Raw genomic sequence first — 22,877 nt, 5'->3', positions numbered from 1 at the left:
CTCCGTTCATTGCCGGGAAACTCCCTCTCCCGTTTCGGGAGAGGGCCGGGGTGAGGGTGACAGGTGGCTCCGGCGCCTGGTTTCAGAACAAAAGCGGCAGAATATAATGATGCGGCGGGCTGCTCCGTTCATTGGCGGGAAACTCCCTCTCCCGTTTCGGGAGAGGGCTGGGGTGAGGGTGACAGGTGGCTTCAGCGCCCGGTTTCAGAACAAAAGCGGCAGAATATGATAATGCGGTGGGCTGCTCCGTTCATTGCCGGGAAACTCCCTCTCCCGTTTCGGGAGAGGGCCGGGGTGAGGGTGACAGGTGGCTCCGGCGCCCGGTTTCAGAACAAAAGCGGCAGAATATAATGATGCGGTGGGCTGTTCCGTTCATTGGCGGGAAACTCCCTCTCCCGTTTCGGGAGAGGGCTGGGGTGAGGGTGACAGGTGGCTTCAGCGCCTGGTTTCAGAATAAAAACGGCGGAACATAGCGATGCGGCGGGTGTTCCGTTCACTTTGCGTCACTGCTTCTCTGCTGATTCACCACGGGTGAACGGGCCAGGGGGGCTCAGTCGCCGCTCCCCTGGCAACCCGGGCTCCCCGGCGGTAAAAAACGCCGCTGACGCGGGCCCCTTCGCTTATCACTCCGGGCTTTTCGGAACGGGCAAGGGTCGCCTTCCCTGGCGACCTTGCCCTGTCGCGACATCCTGTCGCTCCTCCGGCCCTGCGTGAACGCTACGGCGTTTTTTAAGCCGGGATATAACCCCTTGTCGTTTCAGTCTGTCTTTTCTAAATGACACCAGCAGCACCTTTCGGATGAGTTCAGGCAGAAGATTCAGGGAGGTGACGTCACGCCCGACCCGTCCGGCGGACGGGAAAAGCGCAGGACAAAATTGCCGGGAGCCATTTTGAACAACGCCGCAGGCGTTGCCCCGAAGGGGCCCGGCCCAGGGATGGGCCGGGTTAATCTGCGACAGCGGCGATTTTCACGCCGAAAAGCGGGGTTGTCAGGGGCGGCATTTGAGCCCCTGGCCCGTTCACCGGTTCCGCAACCGACATATAAAAGTAACCTTAAGGTGAACGGAACCTTCGCCTGCGCGACATACTCACCCGGAAGATAAGGCAGCCGCCGGTAACTTCAGCTTCACGACAATCCGCGATGAACCATTTTTTTGCGCCGGTCACTCTCTGGTGGTTTGGCTGGCGAAATTATTATTCCTGAACCGCAGAAATAGAGTATGTTTTAGCGAAGTCCGTTAATTATTTCACAATCAAAACGGAACGCTAAAAAATAATCTTCTGGTTATAAACGAAAACACAATTCAAAACACAACAATAAGGGGAGCATCAGGATGAATATAAAGGGTAAGGCGTTACTTACTGGATGTATTGCGCTGGCATTTAGTCATTCGCTGCTGGCGAAAGATATTAAAGTGGCGGTGGTCGGCGCCATGTCCGGGCCGGTAGCGCAGTATGGCGATCAGCAGTTTACCGGCGCGGAGCAGGCTATTGCTGATATTAATGCCAAAGGGGGCATTAAAGGGGATAAGCTGGTGGCGGTGAAGTATGATGACGCCTGTGACCCCAAACAGGCTGTTGCGGTCGCCAACAAGGTGGTTAACGACGGCGTACGCTATGTGATTGGCCATCTCTGTTCTTCATCCACTCAGCCAGCTTCCGATATTTATGAAGATGAGGGGGTGCTGATGATTACCCCTGCGGCGACCGCGCCGGAGCTGACCGCTCGCGGTTATCAGCTGATTTTGCGCACCACCGGTCTGGATTCCGACCAGGGGCCGACCGCCGCGCGCTATATTCTGGAGAAGGTTAAACCTCAGCGCGTCGCCGTTATTCACGATAAGCAGCAGTACGGTGAGGGGCTGGCGCGCGCGGTGCGCGACGGGCTGAAGAAAGGGGGGGCCAACGTGGTCTTCTTTGACGGCATTACCGCAGGCGATAAAGATTTCTCCACCCTGATCGCGCGCCTGAAAAAAGAAAATATCGACTTTGTTTATTACGGCGGCTACCACCCGGAAATGGGGCAGATGCTGCGTCAGGCCCGGGCATCAGGGCTGAAAACCCAGTTTATGGGGCCGGAAGGGGTCGCTAACGTATCGCTGTCTAACATTGCCGGAGAGGCGGCGGAAGGGATGCTGGTCACCAAGCCCAGGAACTATGACCAGATGCCGGAAAACAAACCGGTCGTAGACGCGATTCGTGCGAAGAAACGCGACCCGAGCGGCGCCTTCGTCTGGACCACCTATGCGGCGGTGCAATCTCTGGCTCAGGCGCTGGAACGCAGCGGCAGCGAAGAGCCAGAGGCGCTGGCGAAAGATCTGAAGTCTAACGGCGCGAAAACCGTGATGGGGCCGCTGGCCTGGAATGAGAAAGGCGATCTCAAGGGCTTTGAGTTCGGGGTCTTTACCTGGCACGCCGATGGCACGGCCAGCGACGCGAAGTAACAGACGATTGACTGGCGCCATATGCGGCGCCGGTCATTCACCGGCGCCAGCCGCCGGGTTCAGCCTGGAATTCCATGGCCTGCATAAACGCCTTCATCGCTGCATTATCTTCCACGTCCCGGGCTGACATTCGCCAGTCGCTGACCTGCGGGTTATCGCGCATGGCTTCTTCAAGCAGATATTTGCCCACGCCGCGGCGTCGGGTCAGTTCCCGCACCCGCAGGGAATCCAGCTCGCCATGCGTTCCGTTGCAGGTAACCCGTAGCGCGCCAAGCAGGCGTTCATTGAACCGGGCCGCGTAAAGACGATGGTTTTCATCCAGCGGCAGGTCGGAAGGCGCGTATTCCGGCCAGATTTTTTCCAGATCGATTATATCCTGGGGGGAGAGTGCCGTGAGGCGCACAATGGTCAGCTTCATAAGGATTCATAACATCAGGAATGAGAAGGGGGAAAGTGTACCCCAATCCCCTGGTGGTGCAAGTGGCCTTCCCGCGTCGTTTTTTAGCGTCTCATCGCAATCGAAATGGTCAGTGAATTTGTTTACATTATTAATTCTCTATGGTTTATAAAAACGAAACAGAGGAAATAAAAGGGATAAATAGCCATGCCGATCTGAATAAATTAGTTTAATAACCTAAGTCGCCCCGGAAAGTGGCGCTACGTTTATTGTTTATCTGCGTCATAAACCAGAATAATATTCCCGAAATATTGGGGGGACTTTCCCGATTGCGTTTAATATTGAAGGTGGCGCTTCGTCCTCAGTAAAAAACGATACCGAAAAAAGAAAAAGATAAACACAACAACCACTTCAACACAAATGGGAATTATCGATGATGATATCAGGAAGCCAGTCTGGCATATCCGCCCGGGGGGCAACGCGGTTAGCGGCAGGGATGCCTGTGCTTGCCAGCGGCGGGCCGCATCAGGGCAGCCATAAAGCTCATTCCGACCGCGTTACACTTACTCTCAAAGGTTAAGCTATGTCTGAGCAGTTTCTCTATTTTTTGCAGCAGATGTTTAATGGCGTAACCCTTGGCAGCACCTATGCGTTGATCGCCATCGGTTACACCATGGTTTTCGGCATTATTGGCATGATTAACTTCGCCCACGGCGAAGTCTATATGATAGGCAGCTATGTCTCCTTCATGATTATCGCTGCGCTGTTGATGATGGGTATTGACGCCGGCTGGCTGCTGATTGGCGCCGCCTTTGTCGGCGCGATAATCATTGCCAGCGTGTATGGCTGGAGCATTGAGCGGGTCGCCTATCGGCCGGTGCGCGGCTCCAGGCGTCTGATTGCCCTGATTTCGGCGATCGGGATGTCCATTTTCCTGCAAAACTACGTCAGCCTGACCGAAGGCTCCCGGGATGTTGCGCTGCCCAGCCTGTTTACCGGGCGCTGGGCCGTGGCTCACGGCGAGAATTTCTCGGCCACCGTGACGACGATGCAGCTGGTTATCTGGGGCGTGACGCTGGTGTCGATGCTGGCGCTGACCCTGTTTATTCGCTACTCAAAGATGGGCCGCGCCTGCCGGGCCTGTGCCGAAGATCTGAAGATGGCGAGCCTGCTGGGTATCAATACCGATCGGGTGATATCCCTGACCTTTGTCATTGGCGCCATTATGGCGGCGGTGGCCGGGGTATTGCTGGGGCAGTTTTACGGCGTCATCAATCCCTACATTGGCTTTATGGCGGGAATGAAGGCCTTTACCGCCGCGGTACTGGGCGGCATTGGCAGTATTCCCGGCGCTATGATCGGCGGCCTGCTGCTTGGCGTGGCCGAGGCGCTGACCTCTGCCTACCTGAGCACAGAATATAAGGATGTGGTCTCCTTCGCGCTGTTGATTGGCGTGTTACTGGTGATGCCCACCGGTATTCTTGGCCGTCCGGAGGTGGAAAAAGTATGAAGCCGGCACATATTCTGGGCGCGCTGATTTCCGCCGCTCTGTTTTTTGTATTATCCGCCATCTTTATGGGTGTTCAACTGGGGCTGGACGGCACCCGGCTGGTGGTAGGAAGCGCTGCCGACGTTCGCTGGCAGTGGATTGGCATCGGTTGCGGCGCGGTATTTGTGGTGCAACTGCTGCGACCGCTGATTCAGCAAAGCCTGAAAGGGGTAAGCGGGCCGAAGTGGGTGTTGCCCGCCATTGATGGCTCTACGCCGCGTCAGAAGCTGTTCCTGCTGGCGCTGCTGCTGATCGCCGTCGCCTGGCCGTTTATGGTGACGCGCGGCTCGGTGGATATCGCGACCCTGACCATGATCTACATTATCCTTGGCCTGGGGCTGAATGTGGTCGTTGGGCTGTCCGGCCTTCTTGTTCTGGGCTACGGCGGTTTTTACGCTATCGGCGCCTACACCTTTGCGCTGCTGAACCACTATTACGGGCTGGGCTTCTGGGCCTGCCTGCCGCTGGCCGGGCTGGCCGCCGCCGTTGCGGGGTTCCTGCTGGGGTTCCCGGTATTGCGGTTGCGGGGTGATTATCTGGCGATTGTAACCCTGGGATTTGGCGAGATCGTGCGTATTCTGCTGCTAAACAATACCGAGTTCACCGGTGGCCCTAACGGAATCAGCCAGATCCCCAAACCGACGCTGTTTGGTCTGGAGTTCAGTCGTACTGCCCGCGATGGTGGCTGGGACACCTTCAGTCACTTCTTTAATATCAAGTACGATCCCGGCGATCGCATGATTTTTCTCTACCTGGTGGCGTTGTTGCTGGTAGTCGCGACGCTGTTTGTGATTAACCGCCTGCTGCGTATGCCGCTGGGCCGGGCCTGGGAAGCGCTGCGCGAAGATGAGATAGCCTGCCGTTCGCTGGGGCTGAACCCGACACGTATTAAACTGACGGCCTTCACTATCAGCGCCGCTTTCGCGGGCTTTGCCGGAACCCTGTTCGCCGCGCGCCAGGGCTTTGTCAGCCCGGAATCCTTCACCTTTGCCGAGTCGGCTTTTGTGCTGGCGATTGTGGTGTTGGGCGGTATGGGATCTCAGTTTGCGGTGATACTGGCCGCGATCCTGCTGGTGGTGTCGCGCGAACTGATGCGCGATCTTAATGAGTACAGCATGCTGGTGCTGGGGGGACTGATGGTGCTGATGATGATCTGGCGCCCTCAGGGGCTGCTGCCGATGACCCGCCCGAAACTGAAGCTGAAGAGCGAAAGCGGCAAAGGAGGCCAGTCATGAGCCAGCCATTACTTGCGGTGAGCGGCCTGATGATGCGCTTCGGCGGCCTGCTGGCGGTCAACAATGTGGCGCTGGCGCTGAACGCCGGCGAGATCGTTTCGCTAATCGGCCCCAACGGCGCCGGGAAGACCACGGTATTTAACTGCCTGACCGGCTTCTATAAGCCCACTGGCGGCACCATTATGCTGGGCGATCGCCATCTGGAAGGGTTGCCGGGCCAGGCTATCGCTCGCCTTGGCGTTGTGCGAACTTTCCAGCACGTGCGGCTGTTCCGTGAAATGACGGTGATTGAAAACCTGCTGGTAGCGCAGCATCAGCAACTGAAAACCGGCCTGTTTTCCGGGCTGCTGAAGACGCCTGCTTTCCGCCTGGCTCATAGCGAAGCGCTGGATAGAGCCGCCGCGTGGCTGGAGCGAGTTGGTCTGCTGGAGCACGCTAACCGCCAGGCGAGTAATCTGGCCTATGGTCAGCAGCGACGACTGGAGATCGCCCGCTGTATGGTGACCCAGCCGCAAATCCTGATGCTCGACGAACCGGCGGCGGGCCTGAATCCTCGTGAAACCAAAGAGCTGGACGAGCTGATTGTGGAGCTGCGCGATCGCCACGCCACCACCGTGCTGCTGATTGAGCATGATATGAAGCTGGTAATGGGAATTTCGGATCGCATTTATGTGGTTAATCAGGGAACGCCGCTGGCCAACGGCACCCCGGAACAGATCCGTAACCATCCCGACGTTATTCGCGCTTATCTGGGAGAAGCCTGATATGGAAAAGACGATGTTGACCTTCGAGCGGGTGAGCGCGCACTACGGCAAAATTCAGGCCCTGCATGAGGTGAGTCTGACCATTCGCCAGGGCGAGATAGTGACGCTTATCGGCGCCAACGGCGCCGGGAAAACCACGCTGCTCGGTACCCTGTGCGGCGATCCCCGGGCTTCCCACGGCAACATAGTGTTCGACGGTAAAACCATCACCGACTGGCCAACCGCGAAAATTATGCGTGAGGCGGTGGCTATCGTACCGGAAGGGCGGCGAGTCTTCGCCCGGATGACGGTGGAAGAGAACCTGGCGATGGGCGGTTTCTTTAGCGACAAACAGCAGTATCAGGAACGTCTGCGCTGGGTCTTTGAGCTGTTTCCCCGCCTGCTGGAACGCCGGACCCAGCGCGCCGGTACCATGTCCGGCGGCGAACAGCAAATGCTGGCCATTGGCCGGGCGCTAATGAGCAACCCACGACTGCTGCTGCTGGACGAACCTTCTCTGGGGCTGGCGCCGATTATTATCCAGCAGATCTTTGACACCATCGAACAGCTCAGACGTGAAGGAATGACCATCTTCCTGGTGGAGCAGAACGCCAATCAGGCCCTTAAGCTGGCGGATCGCGGTTACGTGCTGGAAAACGGTCGGGTGGTGCTGGAAGATACCGGCGAAGCGCTACTGGCTAACGAAGCGGTGAGAAGCGCTTATCTGGGAGGGTAGACTCAGGAAGGGAGTAGGGGTTCCCGGGCTATCGGCCAGACCATTAACGTCGATGGTGGTTTGATCATGTCGTAGCCCGTCGGATTCTGCGCTAAGCTCACGGACTTCCGGATGGGATTGATAACCAGAACAGGAAGGGCCTGTGATACCGTGGAATTATGCAACCATCGCCGCTCATCGGGGCGGCGGTAAACTGGCGCCGGAAAATACTCTGGCGGCGATTGACGTGGGCGCCGCGCTGGGCCATCGCCTGTTTGAGTGTGACGCCAAACTGTCAAAGGATGGGCAGATCTTCCTGCTGCATGACGATACCCTGGAACGTACCAGCTCCGGCTGGGGCGTGGCGGGAGATTTCAACTGGGAACAGTTGCGCCAGGTGGACGCCGGCGGCTGGTTCAGTCATCGCTTTAAGGGCGAACCTTTGCCGTTACTGAGCGAAGTGGCAGAGCGTTGTCGTCGGCTTAACCTGCAAATCAATATCGAAATTAAGCCCACGACCGGTCGCGAGGCGCAAACCGGGCGCGAAGTGGCGCTGGCGGCTCAGGGATTGTGGCAGGATATGACGCCGCCGCTGCTCTCTTCGTTTTCCATCGCGGCGCTGGAAGCGGCTCGCGACGCGGCGCCGCGGCTTCCGCGCGGCCTGCTGCTGGAAAACTGGCGCGATGATGGGGCTGAACTGGCCCATCGTCTGGAATGTGTGGCGATTCACGTCTGGCATCGGGACTTAACGGCTGAGCGCATCCTGGCGCTGAAGGCTGAAGGGTTACGAATTCTGGCCTGGACGGTTAATACCCCCCGGCGAGCGGAACAGCTGCTGCGTCAGGGGGTGGATATCATCTGTACCGACCGCATCGATAAAATCGGGCCGGACTTTGCCCGCCAGATTTAGCGCAGGTTGTTACGGTTGCTGCCCGGCTGCGACTGGAGGGTACGTTCGCGGTTATCGCGGATCTGATTTTGCAGTCGCTGCTGCTGTTGCTGCTGTTGATTCTGAATGCCCTGATTCAGCCGGTTTTGTTGCTGGATCTGCCGGCTCTGCATCTCCTGTTGCATACGCTGCTGGGTTGGGTTATTCATCATTTGCTGGTTGTGAATTTGCTGGTTCCGCTGCTGCTGATGCGATGTCAGAGGCTGGGCCATGACGGTCAGCGGCGCCAGTAACGCCGCGATAATCAATGCGTTTTTCATCTGCGTTCTCCTTCCCGGAACATTTTGATAATTATATCGCTTTTTTACTCCCGCCGATGGTTTTTCAGCCACATTGAGCCAGTATTAAACAGGGATTATTCGGGAGAACAGGAGAAAACAAGATGAAGCAGTGGATTATTGGCCTGGCGCTTGGCATAAGCTTTCAGGTGATGGCGGCGCCGCCGCCGGTTTCATACGGCGTGGAGGAGGACGTTTTCCATCCGGTAAAGGCGCGCAACGGTATGGTGTCGTCGGTGGATGCCACCGCGACCCGGGTTGGGGTGGATATTTTGAAGCAGGGCGGCAACGCAGTGGATGCCGCAGTGGCAGTCGGATTCGCACTGGCGGTGACGCATCCCCAGGCGGGTAACCTGGGCGGCGGGGGCTTTATGATGTTGCATACCGCTTCGGGCAAGGTGACAGCCATCGACTTCCGGGAAACGGCGCCGGCCCGGGCCAGCCGCGATATGTTTCTTGATGACAAAGGTAACGCCGACAGCAAAAAATCGCTGACCTCTCATCTGGCTTCCGGTACGCCGGGTACGGTGGCGGGACTGACCCTGGCGCTGGAAAAATACGGCTCTCTACCGCTGAATAGAGTGATTCAGCCTGCGATTCGCCTGGCGCGGGACGGTATTGTGGTTAACGATGCGCTGGCGGACGATCTGAAACAGTATGGAAGCGAAGTGCTGCCGCAGCATGCCAACAGCCGCGCTATTTTCTGGAAAGCAGACAAGCCGCTGGCTAAAGGGGAGCGGCTGGTACAGGCTAATCTGGCGAAAAGCCTGGAGATGATTGCCGAAAACGGTGCCGACGCTTTTTATAAAGGCCATATTGCGCAGCAGATAGCTACTGAGATGGCGAAGCACGGCGGGCTTATTGATAAAGCTGATTTAGCCAGCTACCGGGCGGTGGAGCGTGAACCGGTACGCGGTGACTATCGCGGCTATCAGATTTACTCCATGCCGCCGCCTTCCTCCGGCGGGATTCATATCATTCAGATCCTGAATATTCTTGAGAATTTCGACCTGGCGAAGTACGGCTTCGGCAGCGCCGATGCCATCCAACTGGTGGCGGAGGCTGAAAAGTATGCCTATGCCGATCGCTCGAAATATCTGGGCGATCCTGATTTTGTGAAGGTGCCTGCAGCCGCGCTGACCAGTAAAGCCTATGCGAAATCGCTGGCGGAGAAGATCGACCTTAACAAGGCGCGGCCTTCATCGCAGATCGGGCCGGGAAATCTGGTGCCTTATGAGAGCGATCAAACCACCCACTTTTCGGTGGTCGATAAGTCCGGTAATGCCGTGGCTGTGACCTATACGCTGAACACCACGTTCGGCACCGGTATTGTGGCGGGAGACACCGGCATTCTGATGAATAATGAGATGGACGATTTTTCCGCTAAACCGGGGGCACCTAACGTCTATGGGCTGGTTGGCGGCGAGGCCAATGCCGTGGGGCCGCGCAAGCGTCCGCTCTCTTCGATGTCGCCGACCCTGGTACTGAAAGACGGTAAGACCTGGCTGGTGACTGGCAGCCCTGGCGGTAGCCGTATTATCACCACGGTGTTGCAGATGCTGCTTGATACCATCGATTTCGGTATGAATGTGGCGGAAGCCAGCAATGCGCCGCGTTTTCACCATCAGTGGCAGCCAGATGAGCTGCGTCTGGAAAAGGGCTTTAGCCCGGATACCATTAAACTTCTGAAGCAGAAAGGGCAGAATGTGGTGGTGAAACCGGCCATGGGCAGTACTCAGAGCATTATGGTAGCGCCGGACGGTACGCTGTACGGCGCTGCCGATCCCCGCTCGCAGGACGATCTGGCGGCGGGCTATTAACCGCAGCGGCGACGCAGCGCGTCGCCGTTTTTCTTTCGACCTCAGCAGGTTATGGAAAACCCTTTAAACATCATTGGTTTTAATCAGGATTTTAATCGCATTTTTTTCTAAAAAAGGCTGGACACATGCGAATGATAATGATTATTATTGCCATGCGTTCAGGGGGAACCCTCCCGGGGTGTAGACCTGAAAGCACGACATTGCTCACATTGCTTCCAGTATTTCTTAGCCAGCCTTGCGCTGGCTTTTTTTTATTCCCGCCTTTTTTCTGATTCAGAGAAACTGAATCTTATCACGCTTAATTATAGGGTGTACTGAGCCACACAGCTTATCGGGTTGCGGATGTACTCTGATTATTCACTAATAACTTATTCATTTTTTTTGAAGGTTGAGGTCAATTTTAACCCTCTATGATCGCAGGTTATTTGGGTGCACACTTAACGCATCAACTAATGTATGAGGGGGTACAGATGATTTACTTACGTAAAGCCGACGATCGCGGCCATGCTAACCACGGCTGGCTGGATACCTGGCACTCATTCTCTTTCGCTGACTATTACGATCCGAACTTTATGGGATTTTCCGCCCTCAGGGTAATTAATGAAGACGTGGTGGAAGCCGGACAGGGTTTTGGCACCCATCCTCATAAAGATATGGAGATCCTGACCTATGTGCTGGAAGGGGCGGTAGAGCACCAGGACAGCATGGGTAATAAGGAGCAGGTGCCTGCTGGCGAGTTTCAGATCATGAGCGCCGGTACCGGTATTCGCCATTCGGAGTACAACCCGAATAGCGATCGGCGTTTGCGCCTGTACCAGATCTGGATAATCCCGGAGCGGAATGGCATAACGCCGCGTTATGAGCAGCGCCGCTTCGATGCGCTTCAGGGGCGCCAGCTGGTACTGTCGCCGGACGCCCGGGAAGGCTCTCTGAAGGTGTACCAGGATATGGAACTGTGGCGTTGGGCGCTGACCAATGGCGAAGAGAGCCAGTTTGAGGTTCGCGAAGGGCGCCGTATCTGGATCCAGGTGGTAAAAGGCGAGGTGACGGTAAACGGAACCAAAGCGACCACCAGCGATGGTCTGGCGATTTGGGATGAAAAGAGTCTGACGATTCAGGCCGGTCAGGACAGTGAAATCCTGCTCTTCGATCTGCCGGCAGTGTGATCGTTCTGCCAGACCTCTCAACCTTCTCCGTAACAGGGGAAGGTTGAGCCCTGTCCATGCTAAACTGAGGCGATTATCACCGGTAAACGCTTCAGGACGATGAAAAAGAAAAGACCCGTACTTCAGGATGTAGCCGATCGCGTTGGTGTGACCAAGATGACGGTCAGCCGATTTCTACGTAATCCCGAACAGGTCTCCGTCGCGCTGCGGGACAAAATCGCCGCCGCGCTGGATGAGCTGGGCTATATACCCAACCGCGCACCTGACATTCTCTCTAATGCCACCAGTCGCGCCATCGGCGTGCTTCTGCCGTCGCTTACCAACCAGGTTTTTGCCGAGGTATTGCGCGGTATTGAGAGCGTTATCGACGCTCATGGCTATCAGACTATGCTGGCGCACTATGGCTATAAGCCGGAACTGGAAGAGGAACGTCTGACGTCAATGCTCTCGTGGAATATTGACGGCCTGATTTTATCGGAACGTACCCATACGCCGCGTACCCTGAAAATGATCGAAATTTCCGGTATTCCGGTGGTGGAACTGATGGACAGCGTTTCGCCCTGTCTGGATATCGCGGTGGGGTTTGATAACGTTGAAGCCGCTCGTCAGATGACCGCCGCCATCCTTGCGCGCGGCCATAAAAATGTCGCTTACCTGGGGGCGCGTCTGGATGAGCGTACCCTGATGAAGCAGCAGGGATATGAACAGGCGATGCGCGATGCGGGTCTGACGCCCTATAGCGTGATGGCGGAACAGTCCTCTTCCTACTCTTCCGGGGTGGAACTGTTTCGTCGGGCCCGGCGCGAGTATCCGGAACTGAACGGTATTTTCTGTACTAACGATGACCTGGCGGTGGGGGCTGCCTTTGAGTGCCAGCGTCTGGGGCTACGCATCCCCGGTGATATGGCTATCGCCGGCTTCCACGGTCACGATATCGGCCAGGTGATGGAGCCGCAACTGGCCAGCGTGCTGACGCCGCGTGAACGTATGGGGCGCATCGGCGCCGAGCGCCTGCTGGCGCGCATTCGCGGCGAAACTATCTCCCCACAGATGCTGGATTTGGGTTTTACCCTGTCTCCGGGGGGCTCAATCTGAATGACCTCATTATTTGACGTAGTTCACAATAATCGATTTTAGCACGGGATGATGGTTGCTTCTTATGTTAGCGACATCGACAATGTTACCGATAACAGTTACCCGTAACATTATTTCTTTCCGTTATTAGTTGTTTTCTTTTTTTGTGCCAGTCGGAGTTACGCTATGAGCACTATCAACCACGATCATCACGTCTACGTCCTGATGGGCGTCTCTGGTAGCGGTAAATCCGCCGTCGCCAGCGAAGTCGCCCACCAGCTACACGCGGCGTTCCTGGACGGCGATTTCCTTCATCCGCGCAGCAACATCGTTAAGATGGCGTCCGGCGAACCGCTGAACGATGATGACCGCACTCCATGGCTGCGGGCCCTGAATGACGCCGCTTTTGCGATGCAGCGCACCAATAAAGTGTCGCTCATTGTCTGCTCTGCGCTGAAAAAGCGCTACCGCGACCTGCTGCGTGAAGGTAACGATAATCTCTCCTTCATCTATCTGAAAGGAGACTATGACCTGATCGAAAGCCGTCTGAAGTCGCGTAAAGGCCACTTCTTTAAGCCGCAGATGCTGGTAACGCAGTTTGAGACTCTGGAAGAGCCTCATGACGATGAACGCGACGTACTGGTTGTGGATATTGACCAGCCGTTGGACGGCGTGGTGGCAAGTACCATCAAGCTTATCAATAAAAAATAAAAGGCTGTGTTGTGAGTACATTAACGCTTGTTTTAACAGCAGTAGGCTCGGTATTGCTGCTGCTGTTTTTAGTTATGAAGGCGCGTATGCACGCCTTCGTGGCTTTGATGGTTGTTTCTATTGGCGCGGGCCTGTTTTCCGGGATGCCGCTGGATAAAATCGCCGCCACCATGGAAAAAGGCATGGGGGGAACCCTGGGCTTCCTGGCGGTGGTGGTGGCGCTGGGCGCCATGTTCGGCAAGATCCTGCATGAAACCGGCGCGGTGGATCAGATTGCGGTGAAGATGCTGAAGTCTTTCGGCCATAGCCGCGCCCACTATGCTATTGGCCTGGCGGGCCTGATTTGCGCGCTGCCGCTGTTCTTCGAAGTGGCGATCGTGCTGCTGATTAGCGTGGCTTTCTCTATGGCGCGCCATACCGGCACTAACCTGGTGAAGCTTGTGATTCCGCTGTTCGCCGGGGTGGCCGCCGCGGCCGCCTTCCTGCTGCCTGGGCCGGCGCCGATGCTGCTGGCTTCTCAGATGCACGCCGACTTTGGCTGGATGATCCTCATTGGTCTGTGTGCGGCGATTCCGGGGATGCTGATTGCCGGGCCGCTGTTCGGTAACTTCATCGGTCGCTACGTTGAACTGAATATTCCCGACGACATTACCGAACCCCATCTGGGCGAAGGGAAACTGCCTTCTTTTGGCTTCAGCCTGTCGCTGATTCTGCTGCCGCTGGTGCTGGTGGGGCTGAAAACCATTGCCGCTCGCTTTACCGTGGAAGGCTCAAACCTGTATGAGTGGCTGGAGTTTATCGGTCACCCCTTCACCGCTATTTTGGTGGCCTGTCTGGTGGCGATCTACGGCCTGGCGATGCGTCAGGGCATGCCGAAAGACAAGGTGATGGATATCTGCGGCCAGGCGCTGCAGCCGGCGGGGATTATCCTGCTGGTGATTGGCGCGGGCGGCGTGTTCAAGCAGGTGCTGGTGGATTCCGGCGTGGGGCCGGCGCTGGGCGAAGCGCTGACCGGTATGGGATTGCCGATCGCGATTACCTGCTTTGTGCTGGCGGCGGCGGTTCGTATTATCCAGGGATCCGCAACCGTTGCCTGTCTGACTGCGGTCGGACTGGTGATGCCGGTTATCGAACAGCTCAACTATAGCGGCGCGCAGATGGCAGCGCTCTCTATCTGCATTGCGGGCGGCTCCATTGTGGTCAGCCACGTGAACGACGCAGGTTTCTGGCTGTATGGTCGCTTCACCGGTGCCACCGAGGGCCAGACTCTGAAGACCTGGACGCTGATGGAGACCATCCTCGGCACCGTCGGGGCGATTGTCGGTATGATAGCCTTTCAGTTGCTCTCCTGACAGCGGCTGATAATGACGAAAAAAGGGCTTCCATTCGCAAGCCCTTTGTCGTTTCTGCAACGGAGAAATAATCCCGGTAGCCGGGCGGCTGGTCGTATATTACAGGCTCTTCATCCAGGCCCGGATGCCATCCAGGAACATCTGAGTGGCGATCATTACCAGCACCAGCCCCATCAACCGCTCCAGCGCGTTAACGCCCTTTTCCCCCAGCAGACGCAAAAACAGCGACGACTGCAGCAAAATCAGGGCGGTACCCCCCCAGGCGACCAGCAGAGCGATCACCAGCGCCCCCATCTTCCCGGGGTACTGGTGGGAAAGCAGCATTAAGGTTGCCAGTAGCGTCGGGCCCGCCAGCAGCGGAATCGCCAGCGGTACGATAAAGGGCTCTTCACCGGCGGGCAGGCCGCTGGCGTTCCCCTCCTGGCTCGGAAAGATCATTCGAATCGCTATCAGAAACAGAATAATTCCGCCGGAGATCGAGACGGTTTCCGCCCGCAGGTTCAGGAAGTCCAGAATTTTTTCGCCTGCGAACAGGAAGACAAGCATCAGTAGCAGGGCGATAAACAGCTCGCGAACCATAATGGCGCGTCGCCGCTTCGGCTCCGTATGCTTTAACACCGACATAAATATCGGCAGATTGCCCAGCGGATCCATAATCAGGATAAGTAACACTGCGGCGGAGATAATTTCACTCATAGCTGGTTTTCTCTGGTGTCAGCCGCCCTGGCCTTACGATTAGCCGGGTTACTAATGGGGCGGCGATCATTGATTAATTTCACTTGCGACTTTGGCTGCATTTTGTATGGTGAATGACTGTACCAGTATCACCGCTGGGATGCACAACAGGCACACACCTCTCAGGAATTACTCATTATGAAAAATGTTGGTTTTATCGGCTGGCGCGGCATGGTCGGCTCCGTACTGATGCAGCGCATGCAGGAAGAGCGCGACTTCGACGCTATTCGCCCCGTCTTCTTTTCCACCTCTCAGACCGGCCTGGCGGCTCCGTCATTTGCCGGAAAAACCGGGGGCACGCTGCAAGACGCCCGGGATCTTGAGGCACTGAAGGCGCTGGATATTATTGTGACCTGTCAGGGCGGCGATTATACCAACGAAATTTACCCTAAGCTGCGTGACAGCGGCTGGCAGGGATACTGGATTGATGCAGCATCGTCACTGCGAATGAAAGATGATGCCATTATCATTCTGGATCCGGTCAACCAGCAGGTTATCGACGCGGCCCTGAACCGTGGTGTGAAAACCTTTGTGGGCGGTAACTGTACCGTTAGCCTGATGCTGATGTCGCTGGGCGGTCTGTTCGCCAACGATTTGGTCGAGTGGGCTTCCGTGGCGACCTATCAGGCGGCGTCTGGCGGTGGAGCGCGCCATATGCGCGAGCTGCTGACCCAAATGGGGCAGTTGCACGGCTGCGTGGCGGACGAACTGGCCGATCCGGCTTCGGCGATCCTCGATATTGAACGTAAAGTAACCGGCCTGACCCGCAGCGGCGAGCTGCCGGTTGATAATTTCGGCGTACCGCTGGCGGGTAGCCTGATTCCGTGGATCGACAAACAGCTGGATAACGGCCAGAGCCGCGAAGAGTGGAAAGGGCAGGCGGAAACTAACAAAATTCTGGCCACCGACGCGGTGATTCCGGTCGATGGTTTGTGCGTGCGCGTCGGCGCCCTGCGCTGCCATAGCCAGGCGTTTACTCTGAAGCTGAAAAAAGATGTCTCTGTCGCCACCATTGAAGAGATGCTGGCGACCCATAACGACTGGGTGAAGGTAATACCTAACGATCGCGAGCTGTCGATGCGCGAACTAACCCCTGCCGCCGTGACCGGCACCCTGAGCACCCCGGTGGGGCGTCTGCGTAAGCTGAATATGGGGCCAGAGTATCTTTCTGCCTTCACGGTTGGTGACCAACTGCTGTGGGGCGCAGCAGAGCCGCTGCGTCGTATGCTGCGTCAGCTGGCCTGATATACCGGTCATACTTCAGGTTGCATGTGCGTTGATGCGTTCGCTCACCCCAGTCACTGACTGATGTAAGTGACTGGGGATTATGGGCCTATGGCTCATCCTATGGGCCAGCGCAAGCGCTTTTCAAACCGGTAAACCGGTTTGTCACTCTCTTGCCACGTTACGAGGCCCTTCGGGGCCGCCCTGAAGCACGTTCATATCTGCCTGTGGCAGATATGTCCTGCAACTCGAATTATTTAGGGTATAGATTCAGAAAAAGGGAGCTTCGGCTCCCTTTTCTTTAAGATGTTGACGTTGTATCAGGACGCCAGCGAAAGCGTGGATTTAGCGGGATGTTCCGCCAGCCACTGTGCCACCTTAGCCTGCTGTTCGTCGTTCAGCCACATGCCGAGCTTGGTGCGGCGCCAGATGGCGTCGTCCAGTTTGCGCACCCACTCGTGTTCTACCAGATAGCGCAGTTCCGCCTCGTAGAACTCGTGACCGAAATCCTCGCCCAGATCGCTTAGCGAGCGGGCGTTCTCCAGGATCTTCTCACTGTTGCTGCCGTAGGTACGGGCATAGTGGCGCGCCAGGCTCTCGCTGAGCCAGCCGTGACGGCGGCGCAGATCTGCCGCGTAGTCATCGCGATCTCCCGGGATCTCGCCGCCGGGCAGCACGCCGGTTTTGGTCCAGGCCGGCCCGATATTACTATAGTAGTGGGCCAGTTTTTCCATGGCGTGTTCGGCCAGCTTACGGTAGGTGGTGAGCTTACCGCCGAACACCGACAGCAGTGGCGCTTTGCCGTTTTCGTCGTGGACATCCAGGGTGTAGTCGCGGGTGATGGCCTGCGGTGAATCGGATTCATCGTCGCACAGCGGACGCACGCCAGAGTAAGTCCAGACAATATCGTTGCGTTCAAGCTGCTTTTTAAAGTGCGCGTTGTAGACCTTCAGCAGGTAATTGATTTCATCGTCGTCAATTTTCACATCCTTCGGATCGCCATGGTATTCCTGGTCGGTGGTACCGATAATCGAAAACTCATCCAGCCAGGGAATCACAAACACAATACGCTTATCTTCGTTCTGCAGAATGTAGGACTGAGGCTGGCTGTGAACTCGTGGCACCACGATATGGCTGCCCTTGATTAGGCGGATGCCGTAAGGCGAAGGCAGATGCAGCCCGTCGTCGAAGAAGGATTTCACCCACGGGCCGGTAGCGTTGACCAGACCGCGCGCCTGCCAGCTAAAACGTTCGCCGGTATCGATATCTTCGGCTTCCACAATCCAGAGACCGTTTTCGCGGCGGGCAGACGTGGCGCGAGTGCGGGTTAGCACTTCTCCACCTTTACGCACCACCATCTGAGCGTTAGCCAACACCAGGCGCGCGTCGTCCACCCAGCAGTCGGAATATTCGAAACCGCGCACGATCTCCGGCTTCAGTACTGAATCCGCGCCAAAACGCAAGCCGCAGGAGCCCGGAAGGCTGGTGCGTTTGCCCAGGTGGTCGTACAGGAACAGGCCGGTGCGAATCATCCAGGCCGGGCGCAGGTGCGGGCGATGCGGCAGGCGAAAGCGCATCGGGAAGGCGATATGGGGCGCCAGCTTTAGCAGTACCTCGCGTTCGGCCAGCGCTTCGCTTACCAGCCGGAATTCATAGTGTTCCAGGTAGCGCAGGCCGCCGTGAATCAGTTTAGAACTGGCGGAAGAGGTGGCGCAGGCCAGATCCTGGGCCTCGAGCATCAGCACGGAGAGGCCGCGTCCGGCGGCGTCTGCCGCGATACCGGCACCGTTGATGCCGCCACCAATAACAATCAGATCTTTGGTTTCCATGCTGTCCTCATCACTTTCGTTATAGCTCAAAAATGTTCGTTATCGCTCATAATAGCAAGAGAACGCGCTTTTGGTAACCAGGAAAAAACATTTTCGCGTGATATGCATAACATAATGGCGTTTTGGGTATCCGGGGACGTACACCTGGCGTTACCATTGGAGGTCGCGACGCTTCGCCTGTTCGGGCGGTGCTTCGGTTTTTTCACCTGCGATAACAACAAACAGATGTAGAGATTTATATGGATCACTTTGAAACAATCACGATTGAGCAGACGCACCAGAAACTGAAGCAGGACGGCGCGGTACTGGTGGATATTCGCGATCTGCAGAGTTTCGCTCTGGCTCACGTGCCGGGCGCGTTTCACCTGACCAACGACACCCTGGTCGCCTTTATGCAACAGACCGACTTCGAAACGCCTGTGATGGTGATGTGCTATCACGGCATTAGTAGTCAGGGGGCAGCTCAGTATCTGCTGCAACAGGGCTTCGAACAGGTTTATAGCGTGGCTGGCGGGTTTGAGGCCTGGCATCGCCAGTTCCCGGAGCAGGTCAGCCATGAGGCCGGTTAAAGGTCGGCGTTGATCTGGGGACGAGGTATACTGGCCCTCTCTGTATGGATAATCCCGGCGAACCTTTTATGTTAATGATTACCTCGTTCGACAATCCGCGCGTGGCGCAGGCGTTTGTCGATTATATGGCGACCCAGGGGGTCGTACTCACCATTCGTCGTGAGCATGCGCGCAGCGAACTCTGGCTGGCGGATCCCCGCGAAGAAGCGCGAGTGCGCGAGGCGCTGGCCCACTTTCTGGAACATCCGGAAGATCCCCGCTATCTGGCCGCCAGCTGGCAGACCGGTCAGACCGGATCCGGTTTGCGCTATCAGCGCTATCCCTTTATGGAGACCCTGCGCCAGCATGCCGGGCCACTGACTTTCCTGGTCATCGCTGCCTGTATCGCGGTTTTTATCCTGATGCAGGTGGTTGGCGATCAGAGGGTGATGCTGTGGCTGGCCTGGCCGTTTGATCCTTCGCTTAAGTATGAGCTGTGGCGCTACTTTACCCATGCGCTGCTCCATTTCTCGCTACTCCATATCCTTTTTAACCTGATATGGTGGTGGTATCTGGGTGGGCCGGTAGAAAAGCGGCTCGGCACCGGCAAACTGCTGGTGCTGACGCTGATTTCCGCCCTGCTGAGCGGCTTTATACAGCATAAGTTTAGCGGCGCCTGGTTCGGCGGTCTTTCCGGTGTGGTTTACGCGCTGATGGGTTATGTCTGGCTACGTGGCGAACGCGATCCCGAAAGTGGAATTCAGTTGCCGCGTGGGCTGATCGCCTTTGCGCTGATTTGGTTAATCGCGGGGTGGTTTGATCTGTTCGGACTTTCCATTGCCAATGGCGCCCACGTTACCGGGCTGCTGGTGGGGTTGGCAATGGCGCTGGTGGATACCTTGCATGCGCGTAAAAGAACGTAATCAGGAGTAGAAATGTGAAGCAAACACAACGTCATGACGCGATTATCGAGCTGGTTAAGCAGCAGGGATATGTCAGTACCGAGGAGCTGGTAGCGCAGTTTTCCGTTAGTCCCCAGACCATTCGCCGCGATCTGAACGACCTGGCCGAGCAGAATATGATTATGCGCCATCACGGCGGCGCGGCTTTGCCTTCCAGCTCGGTGAACACTCCCTGGCATGACCGTAAGGCGACTCAGACCGCCGAGAAAGAGCGCATTGCCCGTCGGGTGGCGAGCGAGATCCCCAATGGGGCGACGCTGTTTATTGATATTGGCACCACGCCGGAAGCGGTGGCGCACGCGCTGCTTGACCACCGGGATTTACGGATAGTCACCAACAATCTGAACGTGGCGACCACGCTGATGGCGAAAGAGGATTTCCGTATTATTCTCGCGGGCGGTGAGCTGCGCAGTAGGGATGGCGGTATTATCGGTGAAGCGACCCTGGATTTTATCTCTCAGTTCCGGCTGGATTACGGCATTCTGGGCATTAGCGGAGTGGATGGCGACGGCTCGTTGCTGGAGTTTGACTACCATGAAGTGCGCACCAAACGCGCCATTATCGACAATTCACGTCACGTGATGCTGGTGGTGGATCACTCGAAATTTGGCCGTAACGCGATGGTGAATCTGGGTAGTATCAGCCTGGTGGATGCGGTCTATACCGACGCTCCGCCGCCGACGGGGGTAATGCAGGTCATCAGCGCCCATAACGTGCAGCTGGAGCTGTGTTAGCACTTACTTGCTCCCTCTCCCCATCGGGAGAGGGTTGGTGTAAGGGGCTTAGTAGTAAGAGTGCTCGCCGCGCTGGTGCTCGGTAAGGTCACGCACCCCTTTCAGCTCCGGGAACTCGTTCAGCAGCTGCTTTTCAATTCCCTCTTTCAGGGTGTAATCGACCATTGAACAGCCGTTACAGCCACCGCCAAACTGCAGAATGGCGTAACCGTCATCGGTGATCTCCATCAGCGATACCCGACCGCCGTGGCTTGCCAGCTGCGGGTTAACCTGAGACTGAATCATATACTCCACGCGCTCGATCAGCGGCGCGTCGTCCGCCACTTTACGCATTTTGGCGTTCGGCGCCTTAAGCGTAAGCTGGGAGCCCAACTGATCGGTCACGAAGTCAATTTCCGCATCTTCCAGGAAAGGTGCGCTTAATTCATCGACGTAAGCGGTCAGCTGATCGAACTTCAGTGCGGTGTCCGTCGCCTCTACGGCATCCGGCGGGCAGTAGGAGACGCCGCATTCCGCATTCGGGGTACCCGGATTGATGACGAATACGCGGATCTGGGTCCCTTCCTCTTGATTGGCCAGCAGTTTGGCGAAGTGTGCTTGTGCAGCATCGGAAATACGGATCATAGCATTGGCCTGATAGTTGACTGGTTTACTCGGATATAATACGCCCATCCGGGAAGGGCTACAAGGTGCGGCACAGGCACCATACCTGAACCGCAGCGGCGCCGTGGCGCGTCAGCAGCCTGGCGATTTCGCCGACGGTACTCCCGGTGGTGATGACATCGTCCACAATAGCGATATGGCGACCTGCTACCGGTAATTCAAGACGAAAGGCATTTTTCAGGTTGGCGGCGCGCCGCCTGGCATTGAGATGGTGCTGTAGCGGCGCAGCCCGGGTTCGCCGTAGCGTATTGGGCCTGTGCTCGCAGTCCAGCCAGCGGGAAATCGGTTCCGCCAGCAGCGCGCTCTGATTAAAACCGCGCCGCCACTGGCGCCTGAGCGCCAGCGGCACGCTGACGATTAAATCCGGAAGCGGCAGCGCTCGTTCGCGCCGGGCCGTTAGTACCTTCAGTAACAGCAGGCGCGCCAGCGGCGAGGCCAGCGCCACGCCGCCGCTGAATTTGAACTGATGCACCAGCGTGCTGAGCGGTCGCTGGTAATCCCCCACGGCCACCATCTGTAGCCAGGGGGGAGGCTTAGCCACACAGCGCCCACAGGGTGAAGGGCTGGTACGGGCAGGCAGGCCGCAGCGCGGACAGCGGTGATGTGGCCGAATTAGGGCATGAGTACAGCAATTGCATAGCCCGTGAGACGCAAGCTTCAGGGGCATCTGGCATAGCCAACAGCGGGCCGGGATTGATAGCATACTCGCCTCCTTCATAATAATGAGAACCATAACCGATGAGTAATCTGTGGTGGCAGACCCTGGGAACGGGAAAACAGCATCTTGTGCTGTTACACGGATGGGGGCTGAATGCGGAGGTATGGCGTTGCATTAGCGATCGACTGGCCTCGCAGTTCACCGTACACCTGGTGGATCTGCCGGGATATGGGCGCAGTCAGAATTACGGGCCGATGACGCTGGCGGCGATAGCGCAAGAGGTTCAGCGCCATGCGCCGCCGCGTGCGTTATGGCTGGGCTGGAGTCTGGGCGGGCTGGTGGCGAGTGAGGTAGCGTTGACGCAGCCAGAGCGGGTCAGTGGGCTAATCAGCGTGGCCTCTTCGCCCTGCTTCGCCGCCCGGGAGGCGTGGCCGGGTATTAAGCCGGAGGTGCTATCGGGCTTTCAGCAGCAACTGAGTGAAGATTTCCGTCGTACGGTAGAGCGCTTTCTGGCGCTGCAAACTCTGGGAACTGAAACTGCGCGGCAGGATGCCCGGCGCCTGAAGGAAGTGGTGCTTAGCCAGCCGATGCCGACGGTGGAGGTGCTGAATGGCGGGCTGGAGATCCTTAAACAGGAGGATCTGCGCGAACCTCTGGCCGGGCTGACGCTGCCTTTCCTGCGGATTTACGGCTATCTGGATGGTCTGGTGCCGCGTAAGGTGGTGGCGCTTCTGGACGAACGCTGGCCTTGCAGCGAATCTCTGGTTTTGCCGAAGGCGGCCCATGCGCCTTTTATCTCGCATCCTGGGGCGTTTTGCGAAGCGGTTGAGGATTTTGGTCGCCGTTGTTTGGTGGGGTGACCCTCACCCCGGCCCTCTCCCGAAGGGAGAGGGAGAAAACCGCGCCAGCCAGTCCCCCCAGAGGGAGCGGGAGCAAACCGCGCCAGCCAGTCCCCCCAGAGGGAGCGGGAGCAAACCGCGCCAGCCAGTTCCCCAGAGGGAGCGGGAACAAACCGCGCCAGCCAGTCCCCTCTCCCTTTGGGAGTGTACGGTCCGGGGACATAGTGAACACTTGTTCGGGGACATGGTAGA

At 57.1% G+C, this 22,877-nt stretch carries 22 protein-coding genes; 16 read left to right on the top strand and 6 right to left on the bottom strand.

The annotated features are described in order from the left end of the window. Positions 1–1,334 precede the first annotated feature (1,334 nt). Positions 1,335–2,444, top strand: coding sequence for a branched-chain amino acid ABC transporter substrate-binding protein (locus V3W49_RS21110; RefSeq protein WP_500147951.1), 1,110 nt, complete (start codon positions 1,335–1,337; stop codon positions 2,442–2,444). Positions 2,445–2,481: 37 nt separating this feature from the next. On the opposite strand, the gene panM is transcribed toward V3W49_RS21110, so the two are convergent. Continuing rightward, positions 2,482–2,862: an aspartate 1-decarboxylase autocleavage activator PanM gene (panM, locus tag V3W49_RS21105; protein WP_500147950.1), complete on the bottom strand. Its 381-nt coding sequence runs from the start codon at positions 2,860–2,862 to the stop codon at positions 2,482–2,484. A 562-nt stretch (positions 2,863–3,424) separates the two neighbouring features. Between panM and livH the strand changes: the two genes are divergently transcribed. The 5 genes from livH to ugpQ all read left to right on the top strand — a co-directional run bounded on the left by livH (position 3,425) and on the right by ugpQ (position 7,993). Beyond that, positions 3,425–4,351 carry a high-affinity branched-chain amino acid ABC transporter permease LivH gene (gene livH / locus V3W49_RS21100; protein ID WP_500147949.1) on the top strand — a complete coding sequence of 309 codons (927 nt, stop codon included), beginning with the start codon at positions 3,425–3,427 and terminating at the stop codon, positions 4,349–4,351. After that, the gene (locus tag V3W49_RS21095) at positions 4,348–5,625 is read left to right on the top strand and encodes a high-affinity branched-chain amino acid ABC transporter permease LivM (protein WP_500147948.1); all 1,278 of its coding nucleotides are present in this window, start codon (positions 4,348–4,350) and stop codon (positions 5,623–5,625) included. The genes livH and V3W49_RS21095 overlap by 4 nt, the downstream gene beginning before the upstream one ends. Beyond that, the gene (gene livG / locus V3W49_RS21090; RefSeq protein ID WP_500147947.1) at positions 5,622–6,389 is read left to right on the top strand and encodes a high-affinity branched-chain amino acid ABC transporter ATP-binding protein LivG; all 768 of its coding nucleotides are present in this window, start codon (positions 5,622–5,624) and stop codon (positions 6,387–6,389) included. The genes V3W49_RS21095 and livG overlap by 4 nt, the downstream gene beginning before the upstream one ends. Before the next feature lies 1 nt (position 6,390). Continuing rightward, a complete protein-coding gene (gene livF / locus V3W49_RS21085) occupies positions 6,391–7,104 on the top strand; it encodes a high-affinity branched-chain amino acid ABC transporter ATP-binding protein LivF (RefSeq protein ID WP_500147946.1) in 714 nt (237 codons plus the stop codon). Between the two features lie 142 nt (positions 7,105–7,246). Beyond that, positions 7,247–7,993, top strand: coding sequence for a glycerophosphodiester phosphodiesterase (ugpQ, locus tag V3W49_RS21080; protein ID WP_500147945.1), 747 nt, complete (start codon positions 7,247–7,249; stop codon positions 7,991–7,993). On the opposite strand, the gene V3W49_RS21075 is transcribed toward ugpQ, so the two are convergent. Next, positions 7,990–8,292 (bottom strand): DUF2756 domain-containing protein, encoded by a 303-nt coding sequence (locus V3W49_RS21075; protein WP_500147944.1) that lies wholly within the window; start codon positions 8,290–8,292, stop codon positions 7,990–7,992. The genes ugpQ and V3W49_RS21075 overlap by 4 nt on opposite strands. 122 nt (positions 8,293–8,414) lie before the next feature. On the opposite strand from V3W49_RS21075, the gene ggt reads away from it, so the two are divergent. From ggt to gntU, 5 genes are all read left to right on the top strand, one after another. Continuing rightward, entirely contained in the window at positions 8,415–10,130 is a 1,716-nt protein-coding gene (gene ggt / locus V3W49_RS21070) for a gamma-glutamyltransferase (protein WP_500147943.1), read from the top strand. Between the two features lie 470 nt (positions 10,131–10,600). Continuing rightward, on the top strand, positions 10,601–11,296 hold the full coding sequence (locus tag V3W49_RS21065) for a pirin family protein (RefSeq protein WP_500147942.1): 696 nt from the start codon (positions 10,601–10,603) through the stop codon (positions 11,294–11,296). Positions 11,297–11,395: 99 nt separating this feature from the next. Beyond that, positions 11,396–12,391, top strand: a complete 996-nt coding sequence (gene gntR, locus V3W49_RS21060; RefSeq protein ID WP_500147941.1) for a gluconate operon transcriptional repressor GntR — start codon at positions 11,396–11,398, stop codon at positions 12,389–12,391. A gap of 165 nt (positions 12,392–12,556) precedes the next feature. Further along, positions 12,557–13,081 carry a gluconokinase gene (gene gntK / locus V3W49_RS21055; protein ID WP_500147940.1) on the top strand — a complete coding sequence of 175 codons (525 nt, stop codon included), beginning with the start codon at positions 12,557–12,559 and terminating at the stop codon, positions 13,079–13,081. Positions 13,082–13,092: 11 nt separating this feature from the next. Further along, a complete protein-coding gene (gntU, locus tag V3W49_RS21050) occupies positions 13,093–14,433 on the top strand; it encodes a gluconate transporter (RefSeq protein ID WP_500147939.1) in 1,341 nt (446 codons plus the stop codon). 99 nt (positions 14,434–14,532) lie between these two features. Here gntU and V3W49_RS21045 read toward each other — a convergent pair whose 3' ends face one another. After that, positions 14,533–15,129 carry a YhgN family NAAT transporter gene (locus V3W49_RS21045; protein WP_500147938.1) on the bottom strand — a complete coding sequence of 199 codons (597 nt, stop codon included), beginning with the start codon at positions 15,127–15,129 and terminating at the stop codon, positions 14,533–14,535. Positions 15,130–15,306: 177 nt separating this feature from the next. Here V3W49_RS21045 and asd point away from each other — a divergent pair, with 177 nt between their 5' ends. Further along, positions 15,307–16,413 carry an aspartate-semialdehyde dehydrogenase gene (gene asd, locus V3W49_RS21040; protein ID WP_500147937.1) on the top strand — a complete coding sequence of 369 codons (1,107 nt, stop codon included), beginning with the start codon at positions 15,307–15,309 and terminating at the stop codon, positions 16,411–16,413. A gap of 299 nt (positions 16,414–16,712) precedes the next feature. Here the strand turns inward: asd and glpD are convergent, their stop codons facing one another. Continuing rightward, a complete protein-coding gene (gene glpD, locus V3W49_RS21035; RefSeq protein ID WP_500147936.1) occupies positions 16,713–18,221 on the bottom strand; it encodes a glycerol-3-phosphate dehydrogenase in 1,509 nt (502 codons plus the stop codon). 239 nt (positions 18,222–18,460) lie between these two features. Here glpD and glpE point away from each other — a divergent pair, with 239 nt between their 5' ends. The 3 genes from glpE to V3W49_RS21020 all read left to right on the top strand — a co-directional run bounded on the left by glpE (position 18,461) and on the right by V3W49_RS21020 (position 20,465). After that, positions 18,461–18,790, top strand: a complete 330-nt coding sequence (gene glpE, locus V3W49_RS21030; RefSeq protein WP_500147935.1) for a thiosulfate sulfurtransferase GlpE — start codon at positions 18,461–18,463, stop codon at positions 18,788–18,790. A 68-nt stretch (positions 18,791–18,858) separates the two neighbouring features. Then, positions 18,859–19,692, top strand: a complete 834-nt coding sequence (gene glpG, locus V3W49_RS21025) for a rhomboid family intramembrane serine protease GlpG (protein WP_500147934.1) — start codon at positions 18,859–18,861, stop codon at positions 19,690–19,692. 14 nt (positions 19,693–19,706) lie between these two features. Continuing rightward, entirely contained in the window at positions 19,707–20,465 is a 759-nt protein-coding gene (locus V3W49_RS21020; RefSeq protein WP_500147933.1) for a DeoR/GlpR family transcriptional regulator, read from the top strand. Between the two features lie 48 nt (positions 20,466–20,513). Here the strand turns inward: V3W49_RS21020 and nfuA are convergent, their stop codons facing one another. Both nfuA and gntX read right to left on the bottom strand, forming a co-directional pair. Next, positions 20,514–21,089, bottom strand: coding sequence for a Fe-S biogenesis protein NfuA (nfuA, locus tag V3W49_RS21015; RefSeq protein ID WP_500147932.1), 576 nt, complete (start codon positions 21,087–21,089; stop codon positions 20,514–20,516). Between the two features lie 58 nt (positions 21,090–21,147). After that, complete coding sequence (gene gntX, locus V3W49_RS21010) at positions 21,148–21,831, bottom strand: DNA utilization protein GntX (protein WP_500147931.1); 684 nt, start codon at positions 21,829–21,831, stop codon at positions 21,148–21,150. Positions 21,832–21,866: 35 nt separating this feature from the next. Here gntX and bioH point away from each other — a divergent pair, with 35 nt between their 5' ends. Continuing rightward, positions 21,867–22,646: a pimeloyl-ACP methyl ester esterase BioH gene (gene bioH, locus V3W49_RS21005; protein ID WP_500147930.1), complete on the top strand. Its 780-nt coding sequence runs from the start codon at positions 21,867–21,869 to the stop codon at positions 22,644–22,646. Positions 22,647–22,877 lie beyond the last annotated feature (231 nt).

This window comes from Rosenbergiella sp. YN46, from assembly GCF_036620675.1.
In the GTDB taxonomy this organism is placed as follows: domain Bacteria; phylum Pseudomonadota; class Gammaproteobacteria; order Enterobacterales; family Enterobacteriaceae; genus Jejubacter.
Note: the sequence above shows the minus strand (reverse complement) of the source record. Positions and strands in the feature narration are given on the sequence as shown.

Excerpts from the sequence above, each read along its gene's own strand:
- V3W49_RS21110 (WP_500147951.1), top strand. The coding sequence starts at position 1,335 with ATGAATATAAAGGGTAAGGCGTTACTTACTGGATGTATTGCGCTGGCA.
- panM (WP_500147950.1), bottom strand. The coding sequence starts at position 2,862 with ATGAAGCTGACCATTGTGCGCCTCACGGCACTCTCCCCCCAGGATATA.
- livH (WP_500147949.1), top strand. The coding sequence starts at position 3,425 with ATGTCTGAGCAGTTTCTCTATTTTTTGCAGCAGATGTTTAATGGCGTA.
- V3W49_RS21095 (WP_500147948.1), top strand. The coding sequence starts at position 4,348 with ATGAAGCCGGCACATATTCTGGGCGCGCTGATTTCCGCCGCTCTGTTT.
- livG (WP_500147947.1), top strand. The coding sequence starts at position 5,622 with ATGAGCCAGCCATTACTTGCGGTGAGCGGCCTGATGATGCGCTTCGGC.
- livF (WP_500147946.1), top strand. The coding sequence starts at position 6,391 with ATGGAAAAGACGATGTTGACCTTCGAGCGGGTGAGCGCGCACTACGGC.
- V3W49_RS21075 (WP_500147944.1), bottom strand. The coding sequence starts at position 8,292 with ATGAAAAACGCATTGATTATCGCGGCGTTACTGGCGCCGCTGACCGTC.
- ggt (WP_500147943.1), top strand. The coding sequence starts at position 8,415 with ATGAAGCAGTGGATTATTGGCCTGGCGCTTGGCATAAGCTTTCAGGTG.
- V3W49_RS21065 (WP_500147942.1), top strand. The coding sequence starts at position 10,601 with ATGATTTACTTACGTAAAGCCGACGATCGCGGCCATGCTAACCACGGC.
- gntR (WP_500147941.1), top strand. The coding sequence starts at position 11,396 with ATGAAAAAGAAAAGACCCGTACTTCAGGATGTAGCCGATCGCGTTGGT.
- gntK (WP_500147940.1), top strand. The coding sequence starts at position 12,557 with ATGAGCACTATCAACCACGATCATCACGTCTACGTCCTGATGGGCGTC.
- V3W49_RS21045 (WP_500147938.1), bottom strand. The coding sequence starts at position 15,129 with ATGAGTGAAATTATCTCCGCCGCAGTGTTACTTATCCTGATTATGGAT.
- asd (WP_500147937.1), top strand. The coding sequence starts at position 15,307 with ATGAAAAATGTTGGTTTTATCGGCTGGCGCGGCATGGTCGGCTCCGTA.
- glpD (WP_500147936.1), bottom strand. The coding sequence starts at position 18,221 with ATGGAAACCAAAGATCTGATTGTTATTGGTGGCGGCATCAACGGTGCC.
- glpE (WP_500147935.1), top strand. The coding sequence starts at position 18,461 with ATGGATCACTTTGAAACAATCACGATTGAGCAGACGCACCAGAAACTG.
- glpG (WP_500147934.1), top strand. The coding sequence starts at position 18,859 with ATGTTAATGATTACCTCGTTCGACAATCCGCGCGTGGCGCAGGCGTTT.
- nfuA (WP_500147932.1), bottom strand. The coding sequence starts at position 21,089 with ATGATCCGTATTTCCGATGCTGCACAAGCACACTTCGCCAAACTGCTG.
- gntX (WP_500147931.1), bottom strand. The coding sequence starts at position 21,831 with ATGCTATCAATCCCGGCCCGCTGTTGGCTATGCCAGATGCCCCTGAAG.
- bioH (WP_500147930.1), top strand. The coding sequence starts at position 21,867 with ATGAGTAATCTGTGGTGGCAGACCCTGGGAACGGGAAAACAGCATCTT.